Here is a 26,945-nt window from a genome sequence, read left to right on the forward strand (position 1 = left end):
ACGACAGCCGAACCCGTCATAGCCCTTGGTGGACACCGCTAAGGCTTGTAGGTCCTTGTCCCGAAGATGGCACTGCCGATTCGCACTTCGGTACTGCCCTCACTAATCGCCAGGGCGAAATCGCCACTCATGCCCATCGACAATCGTTCGAGCGGAAATCCGGCCTCCCGGCACCTGTTACGCCACTGATACAGGGTCCGAAAACAGCCCCGCACGACTGCCTCGTCGTCGGAAGCCTCGGCCAGGGTCATGAGCCCGCGCACCCGCAGCGATGAAAAGGCGCTCATCTGCCCGAGGAAAGCCGGCAAGGCGTCGGGGTCGAGGCCAAACTTGGTCTCTTCGCGCGACGTCTTCAGCTGGATCAGCACGTCGATGCCCCTGCCCTGGGTCTGCAGGGCTTTATCCAGGGCGACGGCAAGGTCGAGCCGATCGAGGGACTGGACCTCGCTCGCGATAGCCGCCACCGCCTTGGCCTTGTTCGTCTGCAGGTGACCGATGACCACCCACGCGAGCGCCTCGTCGGCCAGGGCGGCGGACTTGGCCTGGATCTCCTGCACCTTGTTCTCGCCGAAGCGGCGCAGACCCAGGCCGACCGCCTCGCGGACCACCTGGGCATCGAACGTCTTGCTCACCGGCAGCAGGGTGACCTCCGCCGGATCGCGTCCCGCCAGCACGCAGGCACCCCCGATCGCCGCGCGGACGGCCGCCAGACGACCGCCAAGCGTGCCGGGATCGATGGTCATGCCTTCACGGCTGCCTGGAAGTGGCGGGCGACCACGTCGGCGACCACCATGCTTACGCGCTTGCCCGTGGGGATATGCAGGAACTCGTTAGGACCATGGGCGTTGGAGTGCGGACCAAGGACACCGGTGATGAGGAACTGCGCCTGGGGGAATTTCTCGCCGAGCATGCCCATGAAGGGGATGCTGCCGCCCTCGCCCATGTACGCGGCAGGTGCGCCGAAGTAATGCTCTGAAGCTTTCGCCACCGCTTCCTCGAGCCAAGGCGAAAGCGCCGGTGCATTCCAGCCGCTGCCGTCCTTCTCGAGATCGAAGGTGACCTTGGCGCCATACGGCGGATCCTTCTCGAGCAACTGCTTGAGAAATTTGCCGGCGTCGGCGCCGGACAGCGTCGGCGGTACGCGCAGGCTGAGCTTCACCGCGGTCTTCGGGCGCAGCACGTTGCCCGCGCTGTCCAGCGCAGGCATGCCGCCCACGCCGGTCACGGCCAGCTGCGGACGCCAGGTGCGGTTGAGCACGAGCTCCGCAAGATCGTCGGTCACCGGCTTCATGCCGTCGACAAACGGGAACTTGTCGTAAATGTCGTTACCCAGCACTTCGGCGGAACGGCGCGCCTGATCGACGCGCTGCGCCGGGATGTCGACGTACAACTCAGGCGGCACGATGGCACCCGTCTGCGGGTTCTCCAGGCGGCTCAGCAGGTCGCGCAGGATGCGGAAGCTGGATGGCACCACACCGGACGCGTCACCCGAATGCACGCCCTCTTCGAGCACCTGGACAGTCAGGTTGCCGCCGGTCATGCCACGCAGGGAGGTGGTCAGCCACAGCTGGTCGTAGTTGCCGCAGCCGGAGTCCAGACAGACCACCAGGGCCGGGTTGCCGATGCGCTCGGCGAGGTGATCGACGTAATACGGCAGGTCGTAGCTGCCCGATTCTTCGCAGGCCTCGATCATGATCACGCAACGCGCATGCGGCACGCCCTGGTCACGGAGCGCCAGCAAGGCCGCAAGTGAGCCGAAGATGGCATAGCCGTCGTCCGCGCCGCCGCGACCGTAAAGCTTGTCGCCCTTGATCACCGGCGTCCACGGACCGAGGTCCTCCGCCCAGCCCGTCATCTCCGGCTGCTTGTCCAGATGGCCGTAGAGCACGACGGTTTCATCCGTGCCCGCGCCCTGTGCGCCCTGCGCCGGCACGTCGATGTAGATCAGTGGCGTGCGGCCTTCCAGGCGCACCACCTCGAGCGAAGCACCTTCGAGGGAAGGCAGCTTGGAGCGTGCCCAGTTCTCCATGAGGGCGACGGCCTGATCCATGTAGCCGTGCTCGCGCCATTTCGTGTCGAACATCGGCGACTTGTTGGGGATGCGGATGTACTCGACCAGCTGCGGGACGATTTCCGCGTCCCAGAGGCCGCTGACGAAGGAAGAAATGCGTGAGGTATCCATGGCGGGGAGGACTCGTGGGGTCAAAGAGCGATTGTAACAGCGGCTCATGAGCGTGCTTCGCTGACACCGGGTGGGCCCCCGGGGGGCCAGCGCCGCGCCCGGGGCGGACATCGACTGCGGCGTATCACCGGTTCGCCCGCGCCGGAAGGCCAGTCAGAGTGCTTCGGCGCGATCCGGCGCACCCCACCTGGAGCCTTCATGAAACGTCTCATTCTCGCCCTCACCGCCCTGCTCGTCGCCCTGCCAGCCATGGCCGGCACGCCCGTCAACATCAACACGGCCGATGCCAACGCCCTCGCCCAGTCCCTCGATGGCGTCGGCCTCGCCAAGGCCCAGGCCATCATTGCCTGGCGCGAGGCCAACGGCGACTTCGACAGCGCCGACCAGCTCACCTCGGTCAAGGGCATCGGCCAGTCGCTGGTCGACCGGAATCGCGAATCCATCCTCGTCGACGGCGCCAAGCCGGCGAAAAAGAGCCGGCCCGCTCGCCCGGCCAAGGCCGCGAACGCAAACGCCGACGACTGAGCCTCCACCCCCTTCCGTCGCCGGCCGAACGCGCTACACTCGCGCCCCGTGCCGGCGGCGCTTTTTTCGCCCTGCCGGCGGGAACAGGGGCCTGATGATCCGATGATCCTGCCGCGTTACCGCATCGCCGCTTCCGGGATTCCCGGCGCCGGCAAGGGCTTGTTCGTCGACGAAGCCGTCGACGCCGGACGCATCGTGACCGCGCCCGATGCCATCGACCGTACGCATACCTGGGCCGAGATCCTCGCCACGCCCGCCCTGGCCGCCAATCAGTTCGCCGCGGCCCGCTGGTTCGAGGACCGCTACACCGTTTCACCCGACTGGCCGGACGAGTGCTACGTCAATCACAGCTTCGAGCCGACCGGAATCTGGCATCTGGGATTTATTTTTGCCTCGAAGAACCTTCCGCAAGGCACTGAAATTACGGTCGATTATCGCCATCTCCTTCCGCCAAATGAGAACGAGAGCTTTAACGACGCGGCAACTGGTGAGAAAATAACCGGCTTGTCCTGGCAGGACAGCCTCGCGCTAAGTACACGCGCCCTCGCCGCCCTGCTCGGCTGATTCCTTGGTCACTTCGATGGCAATGTCCGATATCCCTGTTCTGGAAACGCCGCGCCTGCGGCTGACCGCCCTCACCGAACGCCACTTCGACGACTACGCGAAAATGCTCGCGGACGCCGAAAGCACGCGCTGGATCGGTGACGGCCAGCCTCTTGACCGCATGAACGCCTGGCGCTCGATGGCCATGTTGCTCGGCCACTGGGCCCTCCGTGGCTGTGGCATGTGGGCGATCGAACTGAAACAGACCGGTGAGTTCATCGGCCGTGCCGGCCTGATGAAACCGGAAGGCTGGCCCGACCTCGAGCTCGGCTGGATGCTGAAGCCGGAGCACCGCCATCACGGTTATGCCACGGAAGCGGGAGAGGCCATCCTCGCTTTCGCCTGGAACGAGATGCACGCGCAACGCGTCATCAGCCTCGTGCGCATCGGCAACGAAGCTTCCGACCACGTCGCCGAACGCCTGGGTGGCGAGCACATCGACAACATCGATTTCCTCGGCGGTGCGACGCATCTGTTCGCCTACTACCCGCCGCACCGCGAAGTCCGCCGCGCGAGCTGATCGCTCGCACGGCGCAGACGCCGGGCATCAAAGCGCCGGCGCGAAATCCGTACGACGGCGACGATGCGCCGGACTGACCGCGGCGATGCCCGCCATGGCCAACAGGCGTGCGGTGCGCATCCACGCGATCGCGATCACGCCCAACTGCACGATCAGGAAGGCGACGAACAGACCACTTCCTGCCGCCACCGTGTGACCCCGCCACGCGGCGATCAAGACCGCCAGCACCGTGCCGACGAGGGTAATTACCAGGTACACCAGCAAGCTGGCGAACGGACGGCGCACGAACTGCATGAAGCCACGCCCCAGTGCACGGAACGCCGAGCGCAGCCCGATGTCGGCGACGAACTGGGCGCGTGCGGATTCAACGACCGCCTGCGCAATCGCGAAAACCAGCAGGGCGACGGCGAGCGCACCATAGGCATACATGTCGGCCGTGGCGGGTAGCAGCGCCGCGTCCGTCTTGCCATCCGCAAAGGACGATGCCGCTTTCGCCACCAGGGCGAACAGCGCATAGGGAATCAACGCCAGCAACAGCACCCGCAGCATCCGTCCGTATTCGGTCGCCCCACCCTGCAACAGGCCGCCGAAGCTCAGCGCACGTCCGGCGCGGCCGCCCGCCACCGCCATGCCGGTGAGAAAAGGCGATATCGCCAGGGTCAGGATCAGGCCCGCGACGAAGGCCATGCCCATCCAGGGGTTGTCACGTCCGAGAGCGACGAAGACGTCACCGAACATCAAGCCGTCGAAGTGCTGCGCCCAGGCCTCGGCGTGCACGGAGTGACCCAGCAAGGCATCGAGTGTGCTCCACAGCGGCAGCGCGACGACCAGCGTCGGCAGCAGCGAGATCAGTACCCACAACAACAGCAGGCGCCACTGCAGGCCAGCAAGGGCGCCGTTGCCGATAGCGGCAAGCGCCGAACGTTTGGAATGGCTGTTCATAGGGTCCCCAGCACGGTGTAGATACCCTGCAGCAAGGCAGCGAAATCCGAGCCCCAGCGGTTCGAGGCGGCGTGATTGGCCTTGACGGTGCGCGAGTCGTTGAGCTTGTTCGCGTCGAGATAAACCTTATGCTCCGGATCGAGCTCGGCCGAGGTGGCCTTCACCGGCTTGGTAAAGACGAACCGCGCCCAGCGCCGGTCGTCGTCCCAACGTACGGTTTCCACCGAGTCGTCGGCGAAGGTCACCTTCAGCGTCTGCGCCACCTGGGCACCGTCCCGACGCACCGTGACGGTCGTTTTCCACGGGAACGGGCCGGTGCCCGGCTTCGCATCCGGGTGCGCCTTTTCCCAGGTGTCACGCTGCTTCTCGACGGCCTCGTCGTTGTCGTCGTTACTCAGCTCGACACGCTTGCCGTCCTTGATCGACGTGCCGGCGAGGGGCAGCACTTCGTCGCTGACGATCTCGCTGATGCGATCGTCGACAGTGTCGGTGCCATAGACGTATTGCTCGAAGACCTGGGCAACGACGGCGGGCTTGCCCGACGATTCGGCGAGGCTCGCCTGCAGGTCGGCAATCGACGGATGACGGAAATGCCAGGTGGTGTAGTAGTCGCGGAAGGCCTTCTCCATCACCGGCTTGCCGAGGCGCTCCTCGAGATCGTGCATGGCCGTGGCGGTACGCGAATACACCGTCCCATACGTCGAACTCGACAGGCGGTCCCAGGCATTCTGACCGAGCGGATCGGCCGGGTGAGCGAGCATCGAGACCATCCGTTCGAGCATGAACGGTCCGAGCGGTGCCTCGACGCCGAAGAACTTCCACACCGGCTGCGTCAGGTACACCATCTGATTGCGCTCGCGCAGCATCCGATCGTCCCAGTACTCGTTCAGCCCCTCGTCGAGCATCGGCTCCTCGAACTCGTTCGAGGCGAGAAGCCCGTAGAAATAGCCGTGCCCGAACTCGTGGATGGTCACGAAGTCCAGCAGGTACTCGTTCAAGGTTTTCGGCGCCACCGGGTTGTAGTTATCGGCGGTGAAGAACGTCGGGTACTCCATGCCTCCGGCTTCACTCGCATTGAAAGGCGGCACGACCGCGGTGAGCGTCTTGTACGGATAGGGGCCGAGCGTCTGCGAGAAATAGGCGATCGAATCGATCGAAGCCTTGAGCACGGGTTTGGCATCCACCGCGTACTCCGCCGGGTAGATGACGCGCACCTTGACCCGCGGGCTACCGGGGCCGGTGTACTCGCCATCGAGCGTCTTGTAGCCCGGAGCGGCCATCCAGGCGAAGTCGTGCACGTCGGCCTGGATGAAGTGCCAGGTCAGGTCATTGCCCTCGGGCGTGGGATCGCCCTGCTGCTCGCCCACCGCGCCAACGACGTAATCCTTGGGCACCGTCATACGCACGTCGTACTCGCCGAAGTCGGCGTAGAACTCGCTGTTGAAGTGGAACTCGTGCACGTTCCAGCGTGGCTCGGTCGCCCCACGCTCGCCCGGCAGCTCGAGTACGCCGATCTTCGGGAACCACTGGCCGACCAGATGAAACGTGCCGACATAACCCGTGCGCTCGATCACCCGCGGCAGCTGGCTGTGGAAGTTCATGTCCAGCGTGACGCTGCCACCCGCAGGCACCGTCTGCGCGAGATCGATGCGAACGACCGTGTGATCGGTCGCGGGGCCGCCGTCCGGATGCACGTAGCGCCACTTCAGCGGTGCACCGTCCTGATCGACGCTGCCCAGGTCGATGTGACCCCACTCGCCCTTCTTCACTTCGGCGACGCCGCGTGAGTCACCGTGTGCCGCGAGCACGCTGCGCTCGGTGAAGAACGTGCTGCCCTGGCCTTCGAAGGCGTTGAGATAGAGATGGAGGAAGACCGCGCTCACCGGCCGGTCGCTGCGGTTGCGCCAGGTCAGTTGCTGCTGGCCATCGACCGTATGCTTCTCCGGGTCCAGACGCGCCTGGATGCGGTAGGACACCACACGGTCGGACAGTGTCGCTTCATGCCCGGTGCGAGGCCCACCCCACGCGGTCGGCGCACTGGGCGTGCGGACGAAGGCGGCATGCGGCGAGGCGAAGGGAATCTCGGTCGGGACGGCGGCGGCTGTTGCCGCGGGTGCCGGGGCAACGGGCGTCACGGGTGCAACGGCCGATGTAGACGCCGACGGTGGTGCGCGGTCTTGGGCTGAGGCGGCGGCGGTAGTGCATAGGAGGACCGCGGCGATGGCGAGGCGAAATGCTTCGGTGGGCATGCGACGGCGTCTCTGCTCCGTAGGCTTTTCGCCGCTGAAGCGGCTCCCACATGGCTGGGGCCTTGGCTTTTCGCCGCTGAAGCGGCTCCCACACCCACAATTGCGCATTGGCACCTCTCCCCTGTTATCCCGCGAGATTGCGGGGTACGACCCTGGCCCGATATAGGCCAGAGGTCACGGTCGGGGAAGAAAAATCAGCCTGCGAAAGCGCGCTCGCGCATCCACTTGGTCACGATCCATTTCTCGCCTCGCATCACCGGTGCACCGCCGTGCAGGGACAGGGGATCGAGCGAGCCGTCGGCCGCGGTGTATTCGAAGTACAACGCCTGCCCCTTGCGCGGCACGTAACTGAAGTCGATACGGGGGAAGATCGTCTCACCACCGGCATCGACATCGTGCAGGTACATGATCAGGGTGGATATCCGCTGGCCGCCGGTGGCCAGGTGCGGCTGGCTGCCTTTTTCGTCGGGCTGGAAATAGTCAAAATGCGGCAGGTATTCACCGCCCTGACCGTAGCGCATCACCTGCAGCCCTTCGCCATGGTCTTCGGGCAAGCGCATGATCGCCGCGGTGCGCGCATCGATACGCCGGATCAAGTCGCTTTCGGCGCGCTGGAAATAGGCGCCGTCGCTGGTACGGATGTCCATGACGGTATTCACCCCGTCCGCGACACCGACGACGGCCGAGCGCTCGAGCCGCGGGAGGGCCATGTGCTTGAGCGCATCGCATTCCTCGTCACTGAGCACGCCGTCGAGCACGGCGATCGTCGGCCGTGCGATACGCAGCAGGACGCGCACATCCCGATCGGGCGTGTGTAGCACGTGGCCCTCGTCCAGGCGTCCATGGAACGGCGTCAGCGCCGAGGCATGCGCCGCGGCCGGGGCGGTCGCGGTACCGAACAAGGCCGTGGAGATCGCCTCGCGGGCCACGCCGTCATCGAACTGGTGCTCTTTCATGGTCAGCAGCAGGTCGGCGGGCGCGTTGCCGGCAGCCAGGGCCTCGCGGATCCAGTCCTGCCAATCCTGGGTGACCTTGGTGTGGAAGCGCGTTTGCAAAGGGTTTTCCTGCATCGTTGCGGAGCGGTCGCTTACATTGTGCCGCGATCGGCGCCCGCGGTGTCGGCGGCCGACGTGTCTGCCGCCTCCTGGAGCCAGGCGAGCTTTCTCTGCTTTGGCAGACGCTTGACCGCCCACTCGGCCTTCGATGCCGCCGAGCGGTCGGCGAAGGCGCGCGAGCCGAGCAGGCGCACGGGTGGATTGGCTCGCGTGTAACGCGCCCCTTTCCCGGCGACGTGAGCGGCATAGCGCGCGGGCAGATCGTTGGTGATCCCCGCGTACCAGGCGCCGTTGCGGCATTCGATGAGATAGACGCACCACATGACGTAAGCGTACCCGCTGGCACCCTACAATGGCGGGATGAACGCCCACTACGACCTGGCCGTCAATCTCCCCCTGCGCGCGGCGGTGGCGGCGCGGCTGGCCGAAGCCCTGGCCGCCTTCCCGGTCGGTCCCGAACTGCTGGCCTACCCGGCGATGGAAGGCAACCTGGGCACGCGCGAAGCGATCGCCGGCTGGATGCGGCGACGCTGTGGCCATGTCGTTGTCGACCCCCGCCGCCTGGTCGTGACCCTCGGCGCACGACATGCGCTGTCGCTGGCGCTGGACGAGGCCTGCGCGCCCGGCGACACGCTTCTCGTGGCATCGTCGACTTACCACGGTTTTCGTACCAGCGCAGAAGCGCGCGGCATCCGCGTCGCCGGCGTGCGCATGGATGGCGAGGGCATGTTGCCTGGCGAACTGGAGCGCATGGCCGCGACGACCGGCGCCCGTTGTGTGTATGTGCAGCCGACGCTGCAGAACCCGACCACGTCGACGATGTCGTTGGCTCGTCGTCGGCAGATCGCGGCGGTGGCGACGGCGCGCGACCTGACCATCATCGAAGGCGATGTCTACTCACCGCTGGCATGGCAGCACGGCGATGCGCTTCCCCCGCTCGCCGAACTCGCCCCGGACCGCTGCCTGCACGCGGGCGGCATCGGCAAGGTGCTGGGGCCAGGACTGCGCGTGGGCTGGTTGCTCCTTCCCGACGACGCGAGCCGGCAGCGCGCGGCCTCGACGATACGACTCACCAGCGACGGCTTGCCCGCCCTGTTCCCCGCCATCGTGGCCGGATGGATGGCCGATGGCCTCGCGGACGCGTTGCTGGCAAATCTCGCCGAGCGCATGGTCGAACGCAACCATCTCGCCCGTCACCTCCTCGGCGGCGATCTGGTGACCGCGAACGGCCTGCATGTCTGGCTGCCGGGCGACGGCGCGGAAGGTCTGGAGGCCAGAGCCATGGCACGCGGGGTGCGCCTCACGCCATCGACACCACTCGCGGCCGATGGCGAGCACGCCGAAGGCCTGCGGCTATGCCTCGGTGCGGAAGAAGACCTCGACCGACTGGAAACCGCCTTGCGTATCGTCGCCGAGGTTCGCTGAGACTAGGCCTTCGTGGCCGTCAGCTTTTCGAGGGCCTTACCGACCGCAGCGAAAGCGAACGCACCCGTGACATGCGTGGCTGCGCCGAGGCCGCCACCGCAGTCGAGCTTCAAGGCATCGCTGCCCGGTGGCCGTACGCCGCACACACTCCCGTCGGCCTGCGGGTACTGCACGTTCTGCATCGAATACACCGCCGAGACGCCGAAGAAACGATCGGGGTTACGCGGGAAGCCATGCTCCTGACGAAGCTTCTTCCGGATCATGCTGAGCATGGCGTCGTGTTCGGTACGCGACAGATCGCGGACGCGGATCAAGGTCGGATCGGTGCGACCACCCGCGGCGCCCACGGTGACCAGGGGCACCTTGCGGCGACGACACCAGACCACGGTTTCCAGCTTGACCTTGAGCGCATCGCAGGCGTCGATCACCACGTCGTAGTTGCGGTCGAGCAGCTCGTCCAGGGAGGACGGTGTCAGGAAACGCTCCATCGCCTCGAGCCGCAGGGTCGGGCTGATCGCATGTGCCCGCTCGGCAACGACACCGACCTTGGGCTTGCCGTACTGGCCATCCAGGGCATGCATCTGCCGGTTGGTATTGGACAGGCAGACATCGTCGCCATCGATCAGGGTGAGCCTGCCGATGCCGCTGCGCGCCAGCGCTTCGGCGGCCCACGAGCCAACGCCACCCACGCCGATGACGCACACGTGCGCGTGAGCGAGGCGATCCAGGGTGCCGCGGCCATAGAGCCGCTCGATGCCGGCGAAACGTTCGGCCTGGGCCGTACTCACGGGGATCTCGGTGTGGGGTATGACGCTCATTGTCTCATATTGAAAGAATGGGACCGTCCGCTATGCTGACAGTCCGGAAAGCCATGGATCACCGATGCGCGCGTTGCTTCTCGTCATCCTGGGGCTGGCCGTAGGCGCCATGGGCGCCACGTCCGCTCTGTCGGCACTTCGCCAGGGCACGCCGTTCCATGATGGCGTCATGGCCGTGATGCAACACCACATGGGCGTACTGCAGGCCAACGTGCGGGCGAAGCAGTGCGATGCCAAGGGCAGCGCCAGCCATCTGGCCCGCCTGCGCGAGACCGCTGGCGACATTCGCGAGGCCTTCCCGGACATGGAGCCGGCGTTCGCCCAGGCCGACGACGGGCTGCTGAAGGCGCTCGACCGGGCCGTCGCCGCCACGCCGGGCACCTGCGAGGCACTCGCCGTCGCCTTGAAACCGGTTGGCGATGCCTGCCAGTCCTGTCACCAGCGATTCCGCTGAGATGACCGGATCCGCACCCGAAAGACCGACCGGCTTCCTGCGCATGCAGTGGTGGCTGCTTGCGCGGGCCATGGCGCGCTTCGAAACCACGATGTTCCTGCGCACCCGTTACTCGCAGCCGAAGATGGTCGCGATCGGCGTGGTCGGCAGCTTCTGCCTCGCCGTCTATTATCCGGTGTGGGCCTACCTGTTTCCGCAGCCCTACGAAAACCTGCCGATGCGGCTGGTCTGCAGCGCGACCTTCATCCCGCTGGCCCTCCTGCCCTGGTGGCCGCGCCGTTTGCGCACGCACCTGCCAACGTACTGGTACTTCGCCATGACGGTGGCGATGCCCTTCTTCGTCGGTTACATGACCCTGCGCAACGCCACGCCGGCCTGGCTGATGACCCACCTGGCCTGCGTGATGCTGCTGATGATGCTCTTCGACATCGTCAGCTTTCTCCTGGTTTTCAGCATCGGCAGCCTGCTGGCCGGCATGGTTTTCGTGCTCTCGCCCGAGGCGCACCTGCATACACAGACGATGCTCGAGTACCTGCCCCTGCTGCTGTTCGGCATGGTCGGCGGTGCCACGTGCACGGTGTCATCGACGATGGCCGAGCAATCGCGCATCGAAGCGCTGACCGCCGCCTCGAACAATATCGCCCACGAATTGCGCACGCCGCTCGGGTCGCTACGCATCGCGGCCCGTGCCGTCGCCCGTTTCATGCCCGATCTGATCCGCAGCCATCGCCTTGCCGAAGGTGGAGGACTGCCCGTGCCGGAACTACGCGCGCAGAACCTGCACGCGCTGGAGCGCAGCATCGGCGTCATGGAACGCGAGGTCACCTACGCCAACACCATCATCGACATGCTGCTCCTCTCGGCCCGGCCGATCGGTGAGGTACCGCTGATCCCCCTCACCGCCCGCGAGTGCGTGGAACAGGCGCTGCGGCGCTTTCCGTACGGATCCCGCGCCGAGCGCGAACGGATCACCCTGTCGCCGACCGGCGATTTCCGCCTCCTCGGCGAGGAGAGCCTGGTCGTGCACGTTCTGTTCAATTTGCTGCGCAATGCACTTTTTCATACCGATCGGGCCGGCAAGGGCGATATCGGTGTATTCATCGAGCCGGGGGATCGGGCCAGCCGCATCCGTGTCTACGACACCGGTCCAGGCATCCCGCCGGACGTCGTTCCCCGCATTTTCAACCGCTTCTACTCCTATTCCAGCGACAGCCCGGGCACCGGATCGATCACCGGGCTAGGAATAGGTCTCGCTTTTTGCCGCGCGGCGATGGAGCATATGGGAGGTGGCATCGTCTGCCGAACGAATCTGGGTGAATTTACTGAATTCACCCTAACCTTTCCGCATGCGGAGACCGGGGACCGGCAGTGATGACGTTGAACTCGCAGGGCGATATCCAGCCCTTCCACTTTCCAACGACGACGTTCCTCGTGGACGACCACGAGGAGTATCTCGACGTCGTGCCGCTCCTGCTCGACCCGATGGTCCGCGTGCGTACCTTCAGTTCGCCGCGTAGCGCGTTGGCCACCCTGGGGAATAACGGCAGTCGCCCGGTCCCTGGCGGCGGCTGGCTGTACCGCTGGAAGGACCGCCCCTCCGAAACGCAGGAACTCGTGGCGCTCGATATCGACTCGATCCATCGGGTGGTCTACGACCCGGAGCGCTTCGCCGAGATTTCCGTGGTGGTGGTCGACCAGGCCATGCCCGAGATGGACGGCATCACCTTTTGCAAGCGCTTGCCGAATCCGCATATAGGCAAGATCCTGCTGACGGGCCGCGCGGACGACGCCACGGCCATCGATGCCTTCAACTCGGGCGTCATCGACCGCTTCATCCGCAAGAACGACCCGCTGGCCATCGAAAAGCTGCAGACGGCCATCACCGAGCTGCAGCGTCGTTACTTCGAGCGGGCCAGCGCCTTCGTCGCCGAAACCCTGGCATTGGGCAATTTCCGCTTCCTGCGCGACCCGGCGTTTCGCGAAGTCCTGCAGAGCGTCACGGCCACGTTCCAGCCGGTGGAGTGCTACGTGCACTGCAATCCCACGGGGCTTCTGCTGATCGACGCCTGGGGTATCGGCCGTTTCCTCCTCGTCCAGACGGATGAGGACCTGCGTACCCACTATGAAATTGCGGCAGATCTCGGGGCCCCCCAGACCGTGCTCGACGCCCTCCGCGGCGGCGAGGCCCTGCCCTGGTTCCGCTCCCGCGACGGCTTCTACCACAAGGGCGTGGAGAATCCGGAAGCCCACATGTATCCCGCCACCGCGGTGTCCGGCGAACAGTGGTACTACTACGCGCTTATCGACGACGTGGAGCGCTTCCGGCTGCAACACATCAAGTCGTACCGGAGCTGGCTGCGCGAGCAGGACCTCAGCCTCTCGGCCGACAGCAGGCCGCGCTTCATCTAATCGGGCTCATTTCTCAATAAAAGGACGCTTTCGTGCCGGATCATCCGGTGCGTCGGGCGTCTTTTGTCGTGCGTGGTCGCGCGGTCGTTCCGACGCGCGGATGTCACGACGTCTCTCTTGGTAATGGCACGAGGCCGGAGTCCGTTCGCGGACCCCGTAGGACGCCTCTCTCATCTTCATGCGTCTGCCTGGGCGAGGTGGACGTGCGTGCGCCGTTTTTTGTCGACGGCGTCGTGGATATCGCCCATCCCCCTTTGCCAGAGAGAGAGATCGTCATGGAAAACGTTTCCGTCCTGCACCGCATCGCCCCGGCCCCGACGCTTCCGGCATTCGTTCAACGCAGGGTCGACAAATTTCACAACGAACGGGTTGCCATTGACTGGGGCGGCCGTCACATTTTGCGCGGCCGGCAGCCGACGGATGCCGACCTGATGCTGCAGAGCAACGACTATCTGGCCATTGCCGGGCATCCGGCCATCGTGGAAGCACAACGCGAAGCGCTGGCCAGCGGCGGCCTGGGCATGATGATGTCCGCGCTGTTCCAGCAACATGCCGACGATCCGCTGCATCGCGTCGAAGCGGAACTCGCACGCGCTGTCGGCAGCGAGGACGGCATCCTCGCGCAGTCGGGATTTGCCGCCAACGTGGGACTGATCCAGTCGATCGCGGGCGAGCGCGTGCCCGTCTACGTCGACATGCTCGCCCACGCCTCGTTGTGGGAAGGCATCCGCAGCGCGGGCGCGCGAGCCGTATCCGTCCTGCATAACGACATGACTCACCTCGAACGCCAGGTGATGCGGAACGGCCCCGGTGTCATCGTCGTCGATGCCGTGTACAGCACCAACGGCAGCGTAGCCCCCCTGGTCGAGATCGCACAGGTTGCCCATGACCACGGTTGCGTCCTGGTCGTCGACGAGTCGCATTCGCTGGGTACACACGGTGTTCGAGGCGAAGGCCTGGTGGCCAGCCTCGGACTCAATCACCGCGTCCACTTCATCACCGCAAGCCTGGCCAAGGCCTATTGCTCGCGCGCAGGCTTTATCGCCTGCACCACGGCATTCAAGGACTATTTCGGCTGCGAGGCACTCCCGGCGATCTTCAGCTCGTCGCTGCTTCCGCACGAGCTGGCCGGCCTGTCGGCCTCGCATCGGGTCATCCAGTCCGAAGGCTGGCGACGCCAGCGACTACGCCAGGTCACGCGCCGCGTGCGCAGCGAGTTGACCGAGCTGGGCTACCCCATCGCCGATGGCACGGAGCAGATCGTGGCCTTCGAAGCCGGCGTGGAGATCCTGACCGGTCGTGTGCGCGATGTCATGGAACGTCATGGCGTGTTCGGCTCGGTATTCAGCGCGCCCGCGACGACGGTCAACCGTTCGCTGCTGCGCCTGACCCTCAATGCAGGCATGAGCGACGACGACGTGGAGCGCTTGATCGAGGTGTGCCGCGTGGCACGTGACGCCATGGATCTACCGTCGTGGAGTGCGACGCGCCGGTCCACGCGGGAGGCTGCCCGATCGCCGTCGGCGGAAGTGGCCTGAGTCCGGGCGTGGACGCGTCCGCGCGCCGTCAGCGCAAGGAAACGCGTCCACGCAGGATGTCCCAGAACATCGCCCAGTCACCCATCAGGCTGTAAAGCGGATGCTTGAAGGTGGCCGGGCGATTCTTCTCGAAGACGAAGTGCCCGACCCATGCGAAGCCGTAGCCGCCGACCAGCGCCAGCCACAACCAGCGTAGCTGGCCGGTGGCGACGAGCATCGCCAGCGCCGCGAGCACCACCCAGCTACCCGCGAAATGCAGGCGCCGGCAGCGCACGTCGGCGTGCTCGCCCAGGTAATAGGGATAGAAGTCGCGAAAGCTGGCAAAGCGTGCCATCACGGGCTCCATTCAATAGGTGGGCAGGGGAATCCGCTCGTACGCATCGCCGGGAACGATCGGAAATCGACCTTCCGACCATGCCACCTTGGCCGCATCGATCCGCTCCTGCGAACTCGCGACGAAATTCCACCACAGATGGCGCTCGCCATCGAGTGGCGCGCCACCGAACAGCATGATCAGTGACGGCTTGCGAGCCGTGAGCACGGGAGGCTCGCCGCCGTAGGCCACGCCCATGTCGAGCGCGCCCAGTTCGAGGTCGCCAAAGTGCGCGGCGCCATCGACCACGTACGCGCCCCACTCCGCATGCTGCTCCGGCATGGTCAGCGTCGCCCCGGCCTCCAGGCGCGCTTCCACGAAGAACATGGGCGCATAGACGTGCACTGGCGAGGTGACACCGAAGGCGTCGCCGGCAATGACGACGAGGCTGGCGCCATCGCGATTCACCTTGGGCAGGGTGGCGGCACCGTGGTGATGGAATTCGGGGTCGATGTCCTCGTGCGTCCTGGGCAAGGCCACCCAGACCTGGATGCCATGCAGGTTCTGCCCATGATGGCGCTCGTCCGGCGGCGTGCGTTCGGAATGCACGATGCCCTTCCCCGCCGTCATCCAGTTCACGTCGCCGGGATGGATGTCGACCGCACTACCGAGGCTGTCGCGGTGCCGGATCGCGCCGGCGAACAGCCAGGTGACCGTCGCCAGCCCGATATGCGGATGCGGACGCACATCCATGCCGGTGTCTTCGCCAAAGGTGGCCGGCCCCATCTGGTCGAAGAAGACGAAGGGCCCGACGTGCCGGGCCTTCACGTGCGGCAACATGCGCCGCACGACGAAGCCGCCGCCGAGATCGCGCTGCTTGCCGTCGATGGGGACCGTGGTCATGGGCTACTTCTCCGCGTGTCGTTGGGTTCAAGCGTAGCCGATGCGTGTCCTAGACGACCTGCATCCACTCGACAAGGCGACGTGCGATCTCCTGCGGCACCTTCATCCACGCGAAGTGGTCGGCCGGTACGCCCGCGAGATCGTCGGGACCGATGACGTCGGTGCGTTGCGAAGCCTCGGGCATCTTGCCGAGAAGGAAGGCCAGCGATGCCTCGGGACCGAACCAGTCGTCCCGCAGGCGCTGGGCGAAGACCGGCGCGCGCTGCCCGCGCAGCGCTGCTTCGAGATCGGCGTCGATGCCCCGCCCGGCGTACCGCCCGGTGCGCCCCGTGCGTGACCAGTCACCAATCACACCCCGAGCCTCGTTGCCACCGAAACCCACGCGGCGCCCGGGCAGCCATCCCACGAGGTTGGCGAGCACGGGCGCAGCGACGAGGGCCAGACCTACCCACGGCTTGAAACACCGCCAGTACGGTGAGCCACTCCCGACGAGCGCCAGGCCAGCCAGCGGCACTGAACTGGTCGCGGCAAGCAGGCTGGCCAGCTGGCCGCCCAGACTGTGTCCGCCCACATAGAGTGGTACCGACGGGACGGCATCGCGCAGGGCGCCGAGGCTGGTCGGCAGGTCGTCGGTGAGGAGCTCGCGGTAGCCCCAGTTGGCATGGCGGCCGGCCCGGCGATCGCTGGACCCGATACCCCGCCATTCATGCACGGCCACGGCAACGCCACCCGCGGCGAGCGCGAGAGCAAGGGGTTCGTAATGACGGGCAGCCACGCCGAGTGCAGGGACCCAGAGCAAGGCGGCGACCTCGTCCCCATCGGGACGGTAGAGGACCAGATCGGCGGAGGCGCCGTCGGCCATATGCAGCGAAATCGCCTCGCGTGGGGCGGATTCCGGGAAAATCGTGGGTTCAGGGCGATCGGTCATGCAGCCAAACGCTCCCTCGGCGCGGCTGCGCCGAGGGAGCAGAAGTCTTGCAAGAACGGGAGGCGCTAGCCAACCCGAACAGAGTTACTTCGGATTGACGTTGTCCGCCTGCGGGCCCTTCTGGCCCTGGGTCACGGTGTACTCAACCTTCTGACCTTCCTGCAGCGACTTGAAGCCGTTGCCCTGGATCGAACGGAAATGGACGAACACGTCCGGACCGCCTTCATCCTGAGTGATGAAGCCAAAGCCCTTCGCATCGTTGAACCACTTAACAGTACCAGTTGCCATCACACACACCTCTATCCAACACTCGAAAACCCGGCTCGCGAGCCGGCGACTTACTGGGAATGCAGGACCGGGTGAGGCGATGGAGCGTAAACTTCGCGCTTACATCGGGCCACTCGCGTGACCGCGCAGACACAGTAAGGTGGATGATAACCACATTTGGCGCGAGTTATGTAGGGGAATGCCTACATAGGACGATTTATTGACGTCTATCACGACTTTTTTTGTGAAAACCGCGAAATTCTTAGGAATAAATCGGGGTTTACCCGGCCCGAGGTACCCGCCTTGCGATAAATCTCAGGCATGAAAAAAGCCGGGCGTCTCCGCCCGGCTTTTCATGCAGCGAGTGCGTCAGCAGGCTTACGCCTTGTTGACTTCCTCAGCCTGCAGACCCTTCTGGCCGTTGACGACCTTGAAGGAGACCTTCTCGCCTTCGGCGAGGGACTTGAAGCCGTTGCCCTGGATAGCGCGGAAGTGAACGAACACGTCCGGGCCGTTCTCACGGGAGATAAAGCCGAAGCCCTTGGCGTCGTTGAACCACTTGACGGTGCCGATTTCACGATCCGACATAGAAACACTCCAATACATTGTGTAGCGAATAAAACCGACGATCGGTTGATCGTCGCTGGAACTGGTGTGCAAGGAAACGCGAGGAGCGAAGCGATGTTGCGGATACGTGATCAGCTGCATCGGGTCAACGTAACTCTATGACCCCGGCAAACACAGTCGGCGAACTATACTCGTCCCTTCGATAAATAGCGACGGCACCCCGCCAGGCCGCGCCGGAGGCGCCCTGACGCCACGTTCACCCCCTGGCGGACCATGCTTGCGCCCCGTCGCACCCGCATTGCGACTTTTCACCTACCATCCTTCCACGCCACGCCCTAGGGGGACCGACCATGACCCAACATCTCACCCGCTTCCTGCCGTTGGCACTCTGCGCCCTCGCCCTGGCCGCGTGTTCCGACCACAAGCCGAAGCCCACGACCACCCAGACGGTCACGGCGACGCCCACCACCACGACCACGACCAAGTCGCGCTCGGCGACGACCACGGTTACCAACGTTCCGGCAGGCAAGACCACCAAGTCCGGCACGACGCCAGCGGCGGCTACCGGTCCGCTGCCGACCAGCACGGGCATTGCCGCCTGTGACGAGTACCTGGCCAGCTACAAGAGTTGCCACCTGGCTGCCGGCGTGTTCGCCCGCGACCAGATCGAGCCGCGCTACGAGATGATGCGTACCAGCCTGCTCCGCCAGTCCCAGGATCCGGACATGCGCGACCAGCTGCAGAACCGCTGCGTGTCGCTCGCCTCGCAGCTGAAGGACGCCCTGCACGGCAAGTCCTGCGCCGATACCCCGGCGCCCGCGTCTACCCGCTGATCACCCCGCCAACGCGGCACGAACGAGCTTTGCCAGCCCTTGCGGCTGGCTGAGCCCGACCGAGATGCGCGGCGTGCCATGCCAGGCCGCGCATTCGCCGATAGCCGAGGCGATCCCGGCGACCAGGCCGGGCGAGGTGGATACCCCGGCCTCCAGCCAGACACCGATCACCTCGAACAGGCCCTCCTGCCGATGCGCCTTCGCGTCCAGGCGGCCGACCAGTCGCCCGCGATGCAGGATGGGTAGCACGTAATACCCGTAAGTGCGCTTCGCGGCCGGCGTGTAGCACTCCAGCGTGTATTCGAAGTCGAAAAGATCCATCGCCCGCGCACGGTCCCATACCACCGGATCGAACGGCGACAGCAGGGTCGTGCGCGTCGCGCGCAACCGATGGCCTGCTGCCTCGTCCAGCAGCGATGCGTTGTCGCGATGCACATAGGCCGTGTCATCCCAGCCGTCGACCCTGACCTCGAGCAGCAGGCCCTCAGCGAGCAGCGGTGCCAGTTCCGCGTCGGTTACCCGCGGGCGTAGCCGGAAGTAGTCGGCGATCCAGCGTGCCCGCGCAATGCCCAGGGCATGAACGCTCTGCAGGATGAAGTGGCGACGCACGTCCGCCTCCTCCATGGTTCCCGGTGCAGGCGGCTCGACCCAGCGTGCCGTTACCCGCTCGGTGAGGTCGTAGACCCGCTGGAATCGCTCGCGGCGCGCCACCATCAGGGCACCGAGGGCGAACCAGGCTTCCAGCCAGCGTTTCTCCGGCTTCCAGCCCCACCACCCCTTGACCGCGGGAGCGTCGCGCTCGAAGTCCGCCGCGCGCAAGGGGCCCTCGCGACGGATCCGTTCGAGCAGGAGATCCATATCGGCGCCGGCGTCGGCCCGTGTCCGCTCGGCCATCTTCTGTGCCCAGTGGCCGCCGCGGCCCGAACGGTAGTCACGGTGAAACCGGTATTCGGACGATGGCACGAAGGACGCTTCGTGCGCCCAGCACTCGGCAATCTCACCCTTGGCCAGCGATTCGTCCAGCCATTCGATGCGATACGCGCCAAGGCGTGAAAACAGCACCAAATAGGGACTTCGCGCGACAACGTTGATCGTATCGATCTGGAGTATGCCCATCGCTGCGACGGTCGAGGCGATGTCGGCCGGCCTGGCTTTTCGTGGTCGCCGACGCAGGAGTCCCTGGGCGGCGAGGTGAAGCAGCTGCGCCGATCGTCGCGATAGACGGAGCACGTCGTGCGTGGAGGAGCCGTCGGATACGCGTGATGGCACGGTATAGGCCTGTTCGCAGTTGGGCCGCCATTAAATCGTCCCTTGCTAGCGTCGGCAACGATGTCGTCCCAACACCGCTGACGAAAGGAGGCTTTCGATGAATAAGCAAGTTCGCGCCGTTGCACTCGGCGCATCGCTGCTGCTGGCAGGCGTGGCGTTTGCCCAGGACGTTCCGCCGCCTGCGAGGGTCCCGCCGCCGCCACCGGGTGAGGCCACGCCACCGCCACCGCCGGCCGACATGCCGCCCAGCAGCATGCCGCCGCCGGCCTCGGACGCGCCACCTCCGCCTCCGCCACCGCTGCCGCCGGCACCCCCGCCGCCGAATCCCGACGCAGGGTCCACCGGCACGACGATGCCAACGGCGCAGGGCCCGGTCACCGTCAACAGCGCTCCGGCCCCGGCCAAGCCATCCGGTCCGGCGCCCGACTTCGCGACGCTCTCGGGCGGCAAGGGGTTCATCACGGCCACCCAGGCATCGGCGTTCCCGCTGCTGGCGAACGACTTCCAGTACGCGGACGCCAACCGCGACGGGAAGATCAGCAAGGCCGAATACCAGCGCTGGGTCCAGCACTCCGGCGCCAGCGGCCAATGATCGGGTAAGGCGTAGCGACGCAGGGCCCAGCCGTGGCCCTGCGTCGTTTATTGCGATTAACGGCAACAATGCACGTTATTCACACATTCGTGGCGGCTACACTCCCGGCTCGCCGTGCCGTATTGGGCATGCAGGGAGTGACACCACATGAAGCGATTCCATGCCGCAGGCGCCCTTGGCGCCTATGCGTGCCTCCACGCGGGGCTCGCGCTCGCGCAGAACCCGAGCCCCATCGACATCCGCGCCTGCTCGGCCATCGAGACCGATGCCCAGCGGCTGCTGTGCTACGACAAGGCGACCGGGCGCGACAGGCTTCCGCAGGCGGCGAAAAAGAAGGACGAGAAAGGCGAGTCGGTGAGCGTCGACCTCGCCACGCGCAATTCCGACGATGTGGCCCGCCCCGTGTCCTTGCTCGACAGTCGCTGGGAACTCTCACCCGAGAGCAAGCTGGGCACGTTCAACCTGCGTGGCTACAAGCCGACCTATGCGCTGCCATTCTTCGGTACGACCAAGCAAAACAAGACCCCGTCCAGCCCCGCGCCGGACCACACGGTCACGGAGCCGCAAGCACTGCAGAACGTCGAAGCGAAGTTCCAGATCAGCCTGAAAACCAAGGTCTGGGAAAATGTCTTCGGCGACAACGGCGACCTGTGGGTGGGCTATACCCAGTCGTCGCGCTGGCAGGTCTACAACAAGGAAAATTCGCGCCCGTTCCGCGAGACCAACTACGAGCCGGAAGCCCTGCTGGTGTTCAACACCAACTACAACATCTTCGGCTGGAACGGTCGTCTCGCCGACATCGGCGTGAATCATCAGTCCAACGGACGCGCCGATCCCCTCTCACGCAGCTGGAACCGCGTGGTTGCCGATTTCGGTTTCGAGAGGGAGAACTGGGTCGTGAACCTGCGGCCGTGGTGGCGCATCCCGGAGGGCGGCAAGGAAGATGACAACCCCAACATCCAGGACTACATGGGTCGCGGCGAAGTCCAGGTCGTTCATGAGATGGGCGCCAACGAGTTCGCGTTGACCGCCCGGCATTCGTTCCGCACCGGCGATCGCTCACATGGCTCGCTGCGCGGCACCTGGAGCTTCCCGGTCGTACACAACCTGCGCGGCTATCTCGAGGTGTTCAACGGTTACGGCGAGAGCCTGATCGACTACAACCATCGCGCAACGTACCTGGGCGTCGGCGTTTCACTGCTGGACTGGTACTAATAGGTACATGTAGGAGCCGATTCATCGGCGAAAAGCCAACGGAGCGGTTTAGCCCCGAGGCCCAATCGCCGATAAATCGGCTCCCACATGAACGGCAAGGGTGCGGCTAGCACCCTTTCGCCGATGAATCGGCTCCTACCAACAGCAGGAGCCGTTCCGGCTTAGTGGTGGTGACCACCTTCACCGTGGATGTGGCCGTGGGCGAGCTCTTCTTCGCTCGCATCGCGCACACCGGTGATTTCGACGGCGAAGTGCAGCGTCTGGCCGGCCAGCGGGTGGTTGCCGTCGACGGTGACGTTGTCGCCTTCGATCTTGGACACGGTGACGTTGATGCTGCCCTGGTCGTTGCGACCCTGGAACTGCATGCCCGGCTGGAGATCTTCCACGCCCTGGAAAGCCGCCCGCGGAACCGTCTGGACCAGCTCGTCGTGGCGCACGCCATAGCCTTCCTCGGGCGAGACGTCGACCTTGAACTGGTCGCCGACCGACCGGCCTTCCAGCGCCTTTTCCAGGCCCGGCACGATATGGCCTTCGCCGTGGATATAAGCGAGCGGCTCGCGACCGTCCGAGCTGTCGATGACGTTGCCCTGGTCGTCGGTCAGCGTGTAATGGAAGGAAACGGCATGGCGGTTGGCGATCTGCATGAAAATTCTCGCTATGAAGAGTAGTAAAAGGACGTGTGAGCGACCTTGGGGGCCCTCAAGGCTAGGCGACCCGCCGCCTGACTGCAAATCCCGGAGGCCTCGCGATGCTGCGGCGCAACCCGCCGCAAGCGCGTAATCTGCTAGTTTTCCCGCCCTTCCCTTCCCCTACGACGCCCCACCGGGAGCCGCATGTTCGACTGCATTCTGATCGCCAACCGTGGTGAGATCGCCTGCCGCGTGATCCGGACCTGCCGCCGCCTGGGCATCCGCACCGTCGCCGTGTACTCCACGGCCGACGCGGACGCCCAGCACGTGCGGCTCGCCGACGAGGCCTGGCCCATCGGCGGCCCGCGCCCGGCCGAGTCCTACCTGCGCGGCGACGCGATCATCGAGGTCGCCCTGAAAACCGGCGCCCAGGCGATCCATCCCGGATACGGCTTCCTGTCGGAGAACACCGATTTCGCGCGCGCCTGCGCCGCGGCCGGCATCGCCTTCATCGGACCGCGCCCGGAAAGCATCGACGCCATGGGCTCCAAGGCTGCCGCCAAGGCCCTGATGTCGACCCACGCGGTACCCTTGGTACCCGGCTATCACGGCGACGATCAGGATCCGGCGCGACTGGCCATCGAGGCGGCCAACACCGGCTTCCCGCTGATGATCAAGGCCGCCTCGGGCGGCGGTGGCAAGGGCATGCGCATCTGCCACGATGCGGCCGGCTTCAGCGATGCCCTGGCCTCGGCCCAGCGCGAGGCAGCCAATGCCTTTGGCGACACCCGCGTCATCCTCGAACGCTATGTGGAGCATCCGCGACACATCGAGTTCCAGGTGTTCGGCGACACGCATGGCAATCTCATCCATCTCAACGAACGCGAGTGTTCGGCACAGCGGCGTTACCAGAAGGTGCTCGAGGAAACGCCTTCGCCCTTCCTTGACGCCGCACGCCGCGAACGCATGGGAGCCGCCGCCGTGGCCGCCGCCCGCGCTGTCGACTACGTCGGTGCCGGGACGGTCGAGTTCATCGTGGCCCAGGATGGCGAATTCTTCTTCATGGAGATGAATACGCGCCTGCAGGTCGAGCATCCGGTCACTGAGGAAACCCTCGGCCTCGACCTGGTGGATTGGCAACTGCGCGTGGCCGCTGGCGAACCGCTGCCGCTCGCCCAGCAGGACGTCCACGCCCAGGGGCACGCGATCGAGGTGCGCCTGTATGCCGAAGACCCGGAAGCGAACTTCCTCCCCGGCTCCGGTCGCCTCCTGGCACTGAACCTCCCCACGCCGTCGCGCCACGTCCGCCTCGACGGCGGCGTGATCGGTGGCGACACGGTGACGATCTTCTACGACCCGATGATTGCCAAGCTCATCGTCCACGATCGCAATCGCGAGCAGGCGCTGGAGCGACTGCGCGAAGCGCTGTCGGTGATCGACATCGTCGGGCCCAAGTCCAACGTCGGTTTCCTCGAACGGCTGGCCCGCCATCCTGTCGTGGTCGAAGGGCGTATCGACACGGGCTATCTCGACCGCCACCTCGAGGAATTCCTGACCGGCGACAGCGTCGCAGGCAGCACCGAATTGTTCGCCGCGGCGACCGCCGTGCTGCTCGCGGACGAACTCGCGCAGCAAGGCGCCGCGGCCGACCCGCATTCGCCCTGGGCGAGCGCCGATGCATGGCGCATCGGCCATGCAGGCAAACGTGTCGTTGCCCTGATGGAAGGCGACGTCCGCCACGAGATCGATGCGCACGGGCACGGCGGCGACTACACCTTGCGTAGCGGCGACGCCGGCTGCACGGTCGCTGGCGCGCGTCTCACCGCCGATGTGCTGTCGGCACGTTTCGACGGTCAGTCCCGGCGCCTGCCGCTGGGTATGCTCGGCATGCGTATCCGCGTGCATGACGAAGCCGGCCGTCGCTGGAACTTCGAACGCGCGCCTGCCTTTGCATGGGCCGGTGCGCAGGGGACGACCGCACGCCACCTGGCCGCGCCGATGCCGGGTCGCATCGTGCTGGTCCGCGCTGCCGTCGGCGATGTGGTCGAGGAAGGCCAGGAGCTCCTGGTGATGGAAGCGATGAAGATGGAACTCGCCTTGAAGGCGCCACGCGCCGGCACCATCGAGTCGATATCCGCCGTGCAAGGCGATTTCGTCGATGCCGACGCGATCCTTGTCCGCTTTGCCGACCCCGCCTGAACGGAATGTCCATGAATGCATCGAACCATGTACGCATCGTCGAAGTCGGCCCGCGTGACGGCCTGCAGAACGAAAAGGCGATGCTCGCGGCTGCGGTCAAGATCGAGCTGATCGACCGTCTGTCCGCCACCGGCCTCGCCATTATCGAGGCGACGAGCTTCGTCAGCCCGAAGTGGGTGCCGCAACTCGCCGATGCCGCCGAGGTCTTCCGCGGTATTCGTAAGGCGCCCGGTGTGGTTTACCCGGTACTGGTACCGAACCTGCAGGGATATGAACGCGCACGCGAGGTCGGGGCCACGGAAGTCGCCGTGTTCACCGCCGCCTCCGAGGCTTTCAATCGCACCAATATCAACGCGTCCATCGATGAATCCATCGAGCGCTTCGTGCCCGTGATGGAGCGCGCGCGTGCCGATGGTGTCGCCGTGCGCGGTTACGTATCCACCGTGCTCGGCTGCCCCTATCAGGGCGAGGTACCCGTCGCCGATGTGGTGCGCGTGGCGCGACGCCTGCACGAGCTCGGCTGCCACGAGATATCCCTCGGTGACACGATCGGCGTGGGTACCCCGGCGAAAGCACGCGACATGCTGCGCGCCGTAGCCAGCGAGGTGCCGATGAGCGCGCTCGCGGTGCACTTCCACGACACCTACGGACAGGCGCTGGCCAACATCCTGTCGTGCCTCGAAGAAGGCGTGCGCGTGGTCGACAGCGCCGTCTCCGGCACCGGCGGCTGCCCCTACGCGAAGGGCGCCACCGGCAATGTCGCCAGCGAGGACGTCGTGTACATGCTGCACGGCATGGGCATGAGCACGGGCGTCGACCTGGACCGCCTGATCGAGACCGGGGCGTGGCTCGCCGGTCAGCTAGGCAAGGAAACGGCCAGCCGCGTCACCCGGGCGCGCACCGCGGCATAAGACGGCGGCCTGCGGGCCGCCATTCCGCAACGAAGCCGTTCCGTGGCAGCATCGGCCCATGCGCACCGATTACCTGATCCGCCCTATCGAGCCCCGCGACGACGCCGACATGGCCGCCGTGATCCGCCACGTCATGCCTGAATTCGGCGCCGACGGTCCCGGCTTCGCGATCCACGATCCCGAAGTCGACGCCTTGTCCGCCGCCTACGCACGTCCTCGTCATGCCTATTTCGTCGTCGAGAAAGATGGCCACGCGATCGGCGGTGCGGGTATCGCCCCGCTGCAAGGCGGCGACGACGACACCTGCGAACTACGCAAGATGTATTTCCTGCCCAAGGCACGGGGCATCGGTGCGGCGTCGCGACTGATGCGTCGATGCCTCGACGCCGCACGCCGCGCGGGCTTCCAGCGCATTTACCTGGAGACGCTCACGGGCATGGACGCCGCCCAGGTGCTTTACCTGCGCCATGGCTTCGCGCGTATCGACGCGCCGATGGGTGGTACCGGCCACTTCAGTTGCGATCGCTTTTTCCTGCGCCACCTCAACGACGGCGACCTGATCGTCGCCCCGGAACCGCCCAGCCTGGTGTTCGCGATCGACGACCCGAGCCGTCACGACGTGCTGCCGCTGATCGAACAGTTGCACGGCTATCTCTCCGACCTGTACCACCAGCCACCGCCGCCGCATGTGGGCGTGGAGAGCCTTCGCCAGCCGCACGTGACCTTCATGACCGCACGCGTCGATGGCACGCCGCTCGCCTGCGGCGCCGGCGTCGACCATGGCGACTATGTGGAGTTGAAATACATGTACGTCGTACCGGCCTGCCGTGGCATGGGGCTGGGCAAGGAGATGCTCGAGGCGCTCGAGGCGCAGGTGCGTGCCAACGGTGGTACACGGGTGAAGCTGGAAACCGGCACGGCGCAGACCGAATCGATCGAGCTCTATGAACGCTCCGGCTATCGCCGATGCCCGCCGTTCGGCGATCATCACGCGCATCCCGCCAGCATCTTCATGGAAAAGCCGCTTTGATCCGCATCGCCACCGAGGCCGACGCCGCCGCCTGCCACGCCATCTACGCGCCCATCATCGCATCCAGCGCGATCACCTTCGAAACCGACCTGCCGGGCGAGCATGTCATGCTCGAACGCATTCGCACGCGCCTGGCCACCCATCCGTGGCTGGTCTGGGACGACCACGGCGACGTGCTGGCCTATGCCTATGCAGGTCGGTTCCGTGAGCGCGCCGCGTACGACTGGATGGCCGAGACATCGATCTACGTGCATGAAAATGCGCGTCGTCGCGGTATTGCGCGTCGCCTCTACGGCGCCTTGCTCGATGCCATGCGCCTGCAGGGCATCAACCAGGCCGTCGGCGTGATCACCTTGCCCGGCGAAAGCAGCGTAGCCATGCACGGCGCCATGGGCTTCACCCCGGCAGGCATCTGGCCGAAGGCCGGGTACAAACTGGGCCAGTGGTGGGACGTAGGGGTGTGGGTCCTGTTCCTGTCGGAACCGGAAACGCCGCCGAAGCCAGTCGTGCCGTTTGCCGGGCTCGCGGATTCCGCCGAATTGGCCGCCCTTCTCGCGAAAGCCTGATGG

The 26,945-nt window shown here is 65.7% G+C and carries 29 protein-coding genes and 1 pseudogene; 16 read left to right on the forward strand and 14 right to left on the reverse strand.

Going from position 1 to position 26,945, the window contains the following annotated elements:
* Positions 1 to 38: 38 nt before the first annotated feature.
* Entirely contained in the window at positions 39 to 743 is a 705-nt protein-coding gene (locus BJI69_RS00465; protein ID WP_046967370.1) for a YggS family pyridoxal phosphate-dependent enzyme, read from the reverse strand.
* On the reverse strand, positions 740 to 2,182 hold the full coding sequence (locus BJI69_RS00470; protein WP_046967371.1) for a M20 family metallopeptidase: 1,443 nt from the start codon (positions 2,180 to 2,182) through the stop codon (positions 740 to 742). The genes BJI69_RS00465 and BJI69_RS00470 overlap by 4 nt, the downstream gene beginning before the upstream one ends.
* 198 nt (positions 2,183 to 2,380) lie before the next feature.
* Here BJI69_RS00470 and BJI69_RS00475 point away from each other — a divergent pair, with 198 nt between their 5' ends.
* From BJI69_RS00475 to BJI69_RS00485, 3 genes are all read left to right on the forward strand, one after another.
* Positions 2,381 to 2,707: a ComEA family DNA-binding protein gene (locus BJI69_RS00475; protein WP_046967372.1), complete on the forward strand. Its 327-nt coding sequence runs from the start codon at positions 2,381 to 2,383 to the stop codon at positions 2,705 to 2,707.
* Positions 2,708 to 2,809: 102 nt separating this feature from the next.
* Positions 2,810 to 3,271 carry an SET domain-containing protein-lysine N-methyltransferase gene (locus tag BJI69_RS00480; RefSeq protein ID WP_046967373.1) on the forward strand — a complete coding sequence of 154 codons (462 nt, stop codon included), beginning with the start codon at positions 2,810 to 2,812 and terminating at the stop codon, positions 3,269 to 3,271.
* A 22-nt stretch (positions 3,272 to 3,293) separates the two neighbouring features.
* Positions 3,294 to 3,830, forward strand: coding sequence for a GNAT family N-acetyltransferase (locus tag BJI69_RS00485; protein WP_046967374.1), 537 nt, complete (start codon positions 3,294 to 3,296; stop codon positions 3,828 to 3,830).
* Between the two features lie 27 nt (positions 3,831 to 3,857).
* On the opposite strand, the gene BJI69_RS00490 is transcribed toward BJI69_RS00485, so the two are convergent.
* The 4 genes from BJI69_RS00490 to BJI69_RS00505 form a co-directional block, all read right to left on the reverse strand.
* Positions 3,858 to 4,772 carry a hypothetical protein gene (locus BJI69_RS00490; protein ID WP_046967375.1) on the reverse strand — a complete coding sequence of 305 codons (915 nt, stop codon included), beginning with the start codon at positions 4,770 to 4,772 and terminating at the stop codon, positions 3,858 to 3,860.
* On the reverse strand, positions 4,769 to 6,907 hold the full coding sequence (locus BJI69_RS00495; protein WP_046967410.1) for a M1 family metallopeptidase: 2,139 nt from the start codon (positions 6,905 to 6,907) through the stop codon (positions 4,769 to 4,771). Before BJI69_RS00495 ends, BJI69_RS00490 begins: the two co-directional genes overlap by 4 nt.
* Positions 6,908 to 7,215: 308 nt before the next feature.
* On the reverse strand, positions 7,216 to 8,076 hold the full coding sequence (locus tag BJI69_RS00500; protein WP_052767132.1) for a 2OG-Fe(II) oxygenase: 861 nt from the start codon (positions 8,074 to 8,076) through the stop codon (positions 7,216 to 7,218).
* 32 nt (positions 8,077 to 8,108) lie between these two features.
* Positions 8,109 to 8,399, reverse strand: a complete 291-nt coding sequence (locus BJI69_RS00505; RefSeq protein WP_046967377.1) for a GIY-YIG nuclease family protein — start codon at positions 8,397 to 8,399, stop codon at positions 8,109 to 8,111.
* A gap of 37 nt (positions 8,400 to 8,436) precedes the next feature.
* Here BJI69_RS00505 and BJI69_RS00510 point away from each other — a divergent pair, with 37 nt between their 5' ends.
* Positions 8,437 to 9,501 (forward strand): aminotransferase-like domain-containing protein, encoded by a 1,065-nt coding sequence (locus tag BJI69_RS00510; RefSeq protein ID WP_052767133.1) that lies wholly within the window; start codon positions 8,437 to 8,439, stop codon positions 9,499 to 9,501.
* Between the two features lie 2 nt (positions 9,502 to 9,503).
* Here the strand turns inward: BJI69_RS00510 and BJI69_RS00515 are convergent, their stop codons facing one another.
* Positions 9,504 to 10,319 (reverse strand): tRNA threonylcarbamoyladenosine dehydratase, encoded by an 816-nt coding sequence (locus BJI69_RS00515; RefSeq protein WP_046967378.1) that lies wholly within the window; start codon positions 10,317 to 10,319, stop codon positions 9,504 to 9,506.
* Between the two features lie 64 nt (positions 10,320 to 10,383).
* Here BJI69_RS00515 and BJI69_RS00520 point away from each other — a divergent pair, with 64 nt between their 5' ends.
* The 4 genes from BJI69_RS00520 (at position 10,384) to cqsA (ending at position 14,720) form a co-directional block, all read left to right on the forward strand.
* A complete protein-coding gene (locus BJI69_RS00520; RefSeq protein ID WP_046967379.1) occupies positions 10,384 to 10,773 on the forward strand; it encodes a cytochrome c in 390 nt (129 codons plus the stop codon).
* Between the two features lies 1 nt (position 10,774).
* On the forward strand, positions 10,775 to 12,145 hold the full coding sequence (locus BJI69_RS00525; RefSeq protein WP_052767134.1) for a sensor histidine kinase: 1,371 nt from the start codon (positions 10,775 to 10,777) through the stop codon (positions 12,143 to 12,145).
* Positions 12,145 to 13,182 carry a response regulator gene (locus BJI69_RS00530; protein ID WP_052767135.1) on the forward strand — a complete coding sequence of 346 codons (1,038 nt, stop codon included), beginning with the start codon at positions 12,145 to 12,147 and terminating at the stop codon, positions 13,180 to 13,182. Before BJI69_RS00525 ends, BJI69_RS00530 begins: the two co-directional genes overlap by 1 nt.
* 275 nt (positions 13,183 to 13,457) lie before the next feature.
* Entirely contained in the window at positions 13,458 to 14,720 is a 1,263-nt protein-coding gene (gene cqsA / locus BJI69_RS00535; protein WP_046967380.1) for an alpha-hydroxyketone-type quorum-sensing autoinducer synthase, read from the forward strand.
* Between the two features lie 28 nt (positions 14,721 to 14,748).
* Here cqsA and BJI69_RS00540 read toward each other — a convergent pair whose 3' ends face one another.
* From BJI69_RS00540 to BJI69_RS00560, 5 genes are all read right to left on the reverse strand, one after another.
* A complete protein-coding gene (locus BJI69_RS00540; protein ID WP_046967381.1) occupies positions 14,749 to 15,054 on the reverse strand; it encodes an Mpo1-like protein in 306 nt (101 codons plus the stop codon).
* 12 nt (positions 15,055 to 15,066) lie between these two features.
* Positions 15,067 to 15,936, reverse strand: coding sequence for a pirin family protein (locus BJI69_RS00545; RefSeq protein WP_046967382.1), 870 nt, complete (start codon positions 15,934 to 15,936; stop codon positions 15,067 to 15,069).
* A 49-nt stretch (positions 15,937 to 15,985) separates the two neighbouring features.
* Positions 15,986 to 16,864 carry an alpha/beta hydrolase family protein gene (locus tag BJI69_RS00550; protein ID WP_046967383.1) on the reverse strand — a complete coding sequence of 293 codons (879 nt, stop codon included), beginning with the start codon at positions 16,862 to 16,864 and terminating at the stop codon, positions 15,986 to 15,988.
* Between the two features lie 84 nt (positions 16,865 to 16,948).
* Positions 16,949 to 17,152, reverse strand: a complete 204-nt coding sequence (cspE, locus tag BJI69_RS00555; protein ID WP_046967384.1) for a transcription antiterminator/RNA stability regulator CspE — start codon at positions 17,150 to 17,152, stop codon at positions 16,949 to 16,951.
* 357 nt (positions 17,153 to 17,509) lie between these two features.
* A complete protein-coding gene (locus tag BJI69_RS00560) occupies positions 17,510 to 17,719 on the reverse strand; it encodes a cold-shock protein (RefSeq protein ID WP_046967385.1) in 210 nt (69 codons plus the stop codon).
* A 329-nt stretch (positions 17,720 to 18,048) separates the two neighbouring features.
* Between BJI69_RS00560 and BJI69_RS00565 the strand changes: the two genes are divergently transcribed.
* Positions 18,049 to 18,531 (forward strand): hypothetical protein, encoded by a 483-nt coding sequence (locus tag BJI69_RS00565; protein WP_046967386.1) that lies wholly within the window; start codon positions 18,049 to 18,051, stop codon positions 18,529 to 18,531.
* Here the strand turns inward: BJI69_RS00565 and BJI69_RS00570 are convergent, their stop codons facing one another.
* Positions 18,532 to 19,800 carry a winged helix-turn-helix domain-containing protein gene (locus BJI69_RS00570; RefSeq protein WP_244465251.1) on the reverse strand — a complete coding sequence of 423 codons (1,269 nt, stop codon included), beginning with the start codon at positions 19,798 to 19,800 and terminating at the stop codon, positions 18,532 to 18,534. It abuts the gene before it with no gap.
* Positions 19,801 to 19,897: 97 nt separating this feature from the next.
* On the opposite strand from BJI69_RS00570, the gene BJI69_RS00575 reads away from it, so the two are divergent.
* Together BJI69_RS00575 and BJI69_RS00580 are read left to right on the forward strand one after the other, a co-directional pair.
* Entirely contained in the window at positions 19,898 to 20,392 is a 495-nt protein-coding gene (locus BJI69_RS00575) for an EF-hand domain-containing protein (RefSeq protein WP_052767136.1), read from the forward strand.
* Positions 20,393 to 20,539: 147 nt separating this feature from the next.
* Positions 20,540 to 21,607, forward strand: a complete 1,068-nt coding sequence (locus BJI69_RS00580) for a phospholipase A (protein WP_046967387.1) — start codon at positions 20,540 to 20,542, stop codon at positions 21,605 to 21,607.
* Positions 21,608 to 21,768: 161 nt separating this feature from the next.
* On the opposite strand, the gene BJI69_RS00585 is transcribed toward BJI69_RS00580, so the two are convergent.
* A complete protein-coding gene (locus tag BJI69_RS00585; protein WP_046967388.1) occupies positions 21,769 to 22,251 on the reverse strand; it encodes an FKBP-type peptidyl-prolyl cis-trans isomerase in 483 nt (160 codons plus the stop codon).
* Positions 22,252 to 22,440: 189 nt separating this feature from the next.
* Here BJI69_RS00585 and BJI69_RS00590 point away from each other — a divergent pair, with 189 nt between their 5' ends.
* The 5 genes and pseudogenes from BJI69_RS00590 (at position 22,441) to BJI69_RS00610 (ending at position 26,942) form a co-directional block, all read left to right on the forward strand.
* A complete protein-coding gene (locus BJI69_RS00590; RefSeq protein ID WP_046967389.1) occupies positions 22,441 to 24,435 on the forward strand; it encodes an acetyl/propionyl/methylcrotonyl-CoA carboxylase subunit alpha in 1,995 nt (664 codons plus the stop codon).
* Positions 24,436 to 24,446: 11 nt separating this feature from the next.
* Positions 24,447 to 25,346 (forward strand): hydroxymethylglutaryl-CoA lyase, encoded by a 900-nt coding sequence (locus BJI69_RS00595; RefSeq protein WP_046967390.1) that lies wholly within the window; start codon positions 24,447 to 24,449, stop codon positions 25,344 to 25,346.
* Positions 25,347 to 25,404: 58 nt separating this feature from the next.
* Positions 25,405 to 25,890 (forward strand): annotated as a pseudogene (locus BJI69_RS22785) (GNAT family N-acetyltransferase); the annotation flags it as partial.
* 183 nt (positions 25,891 to 26,073) lie between these two features.
* The gene (locus BJI69_RS22790; protein ID WP_244465253.1) at positions 26,074 to 26,376 is read left to right on the forward strand and encodes a GNAT family N-acetyltransferase; all 303 of its coding nucleotides are present in this window, start codon (positions 26,074 to 26,076) and stop codon (positions 26,374 to 26,376) included.
* A complete protein-coding gene (locus BJI69_RS00610) occupies positions 26,373 to 26,942 on the forward strand; it encodes a GNAT family N-acetyltransferase (protein ID WP_046967391.1) in 570 nt (189 codons plus the stop codon). Before BJI69_RS22790 ends, BJI69_RS00610 begins: the two co-directional genes overlap by 4 nt.
* Positions 26,943 to 26,945 lie beyond the last annotated feature (3 nt).

Source organism: Luteibacter rhizovicinus DSM 16549 (assembly GCF_001887595.1).
Classification (GTDB): Bacteria; Pseudomonadota; Gammaproteobacteria; order Xanthomonadales; family Rhodanobacteraceae; genus Luteibacter; species Luteibacter rhizovicinus.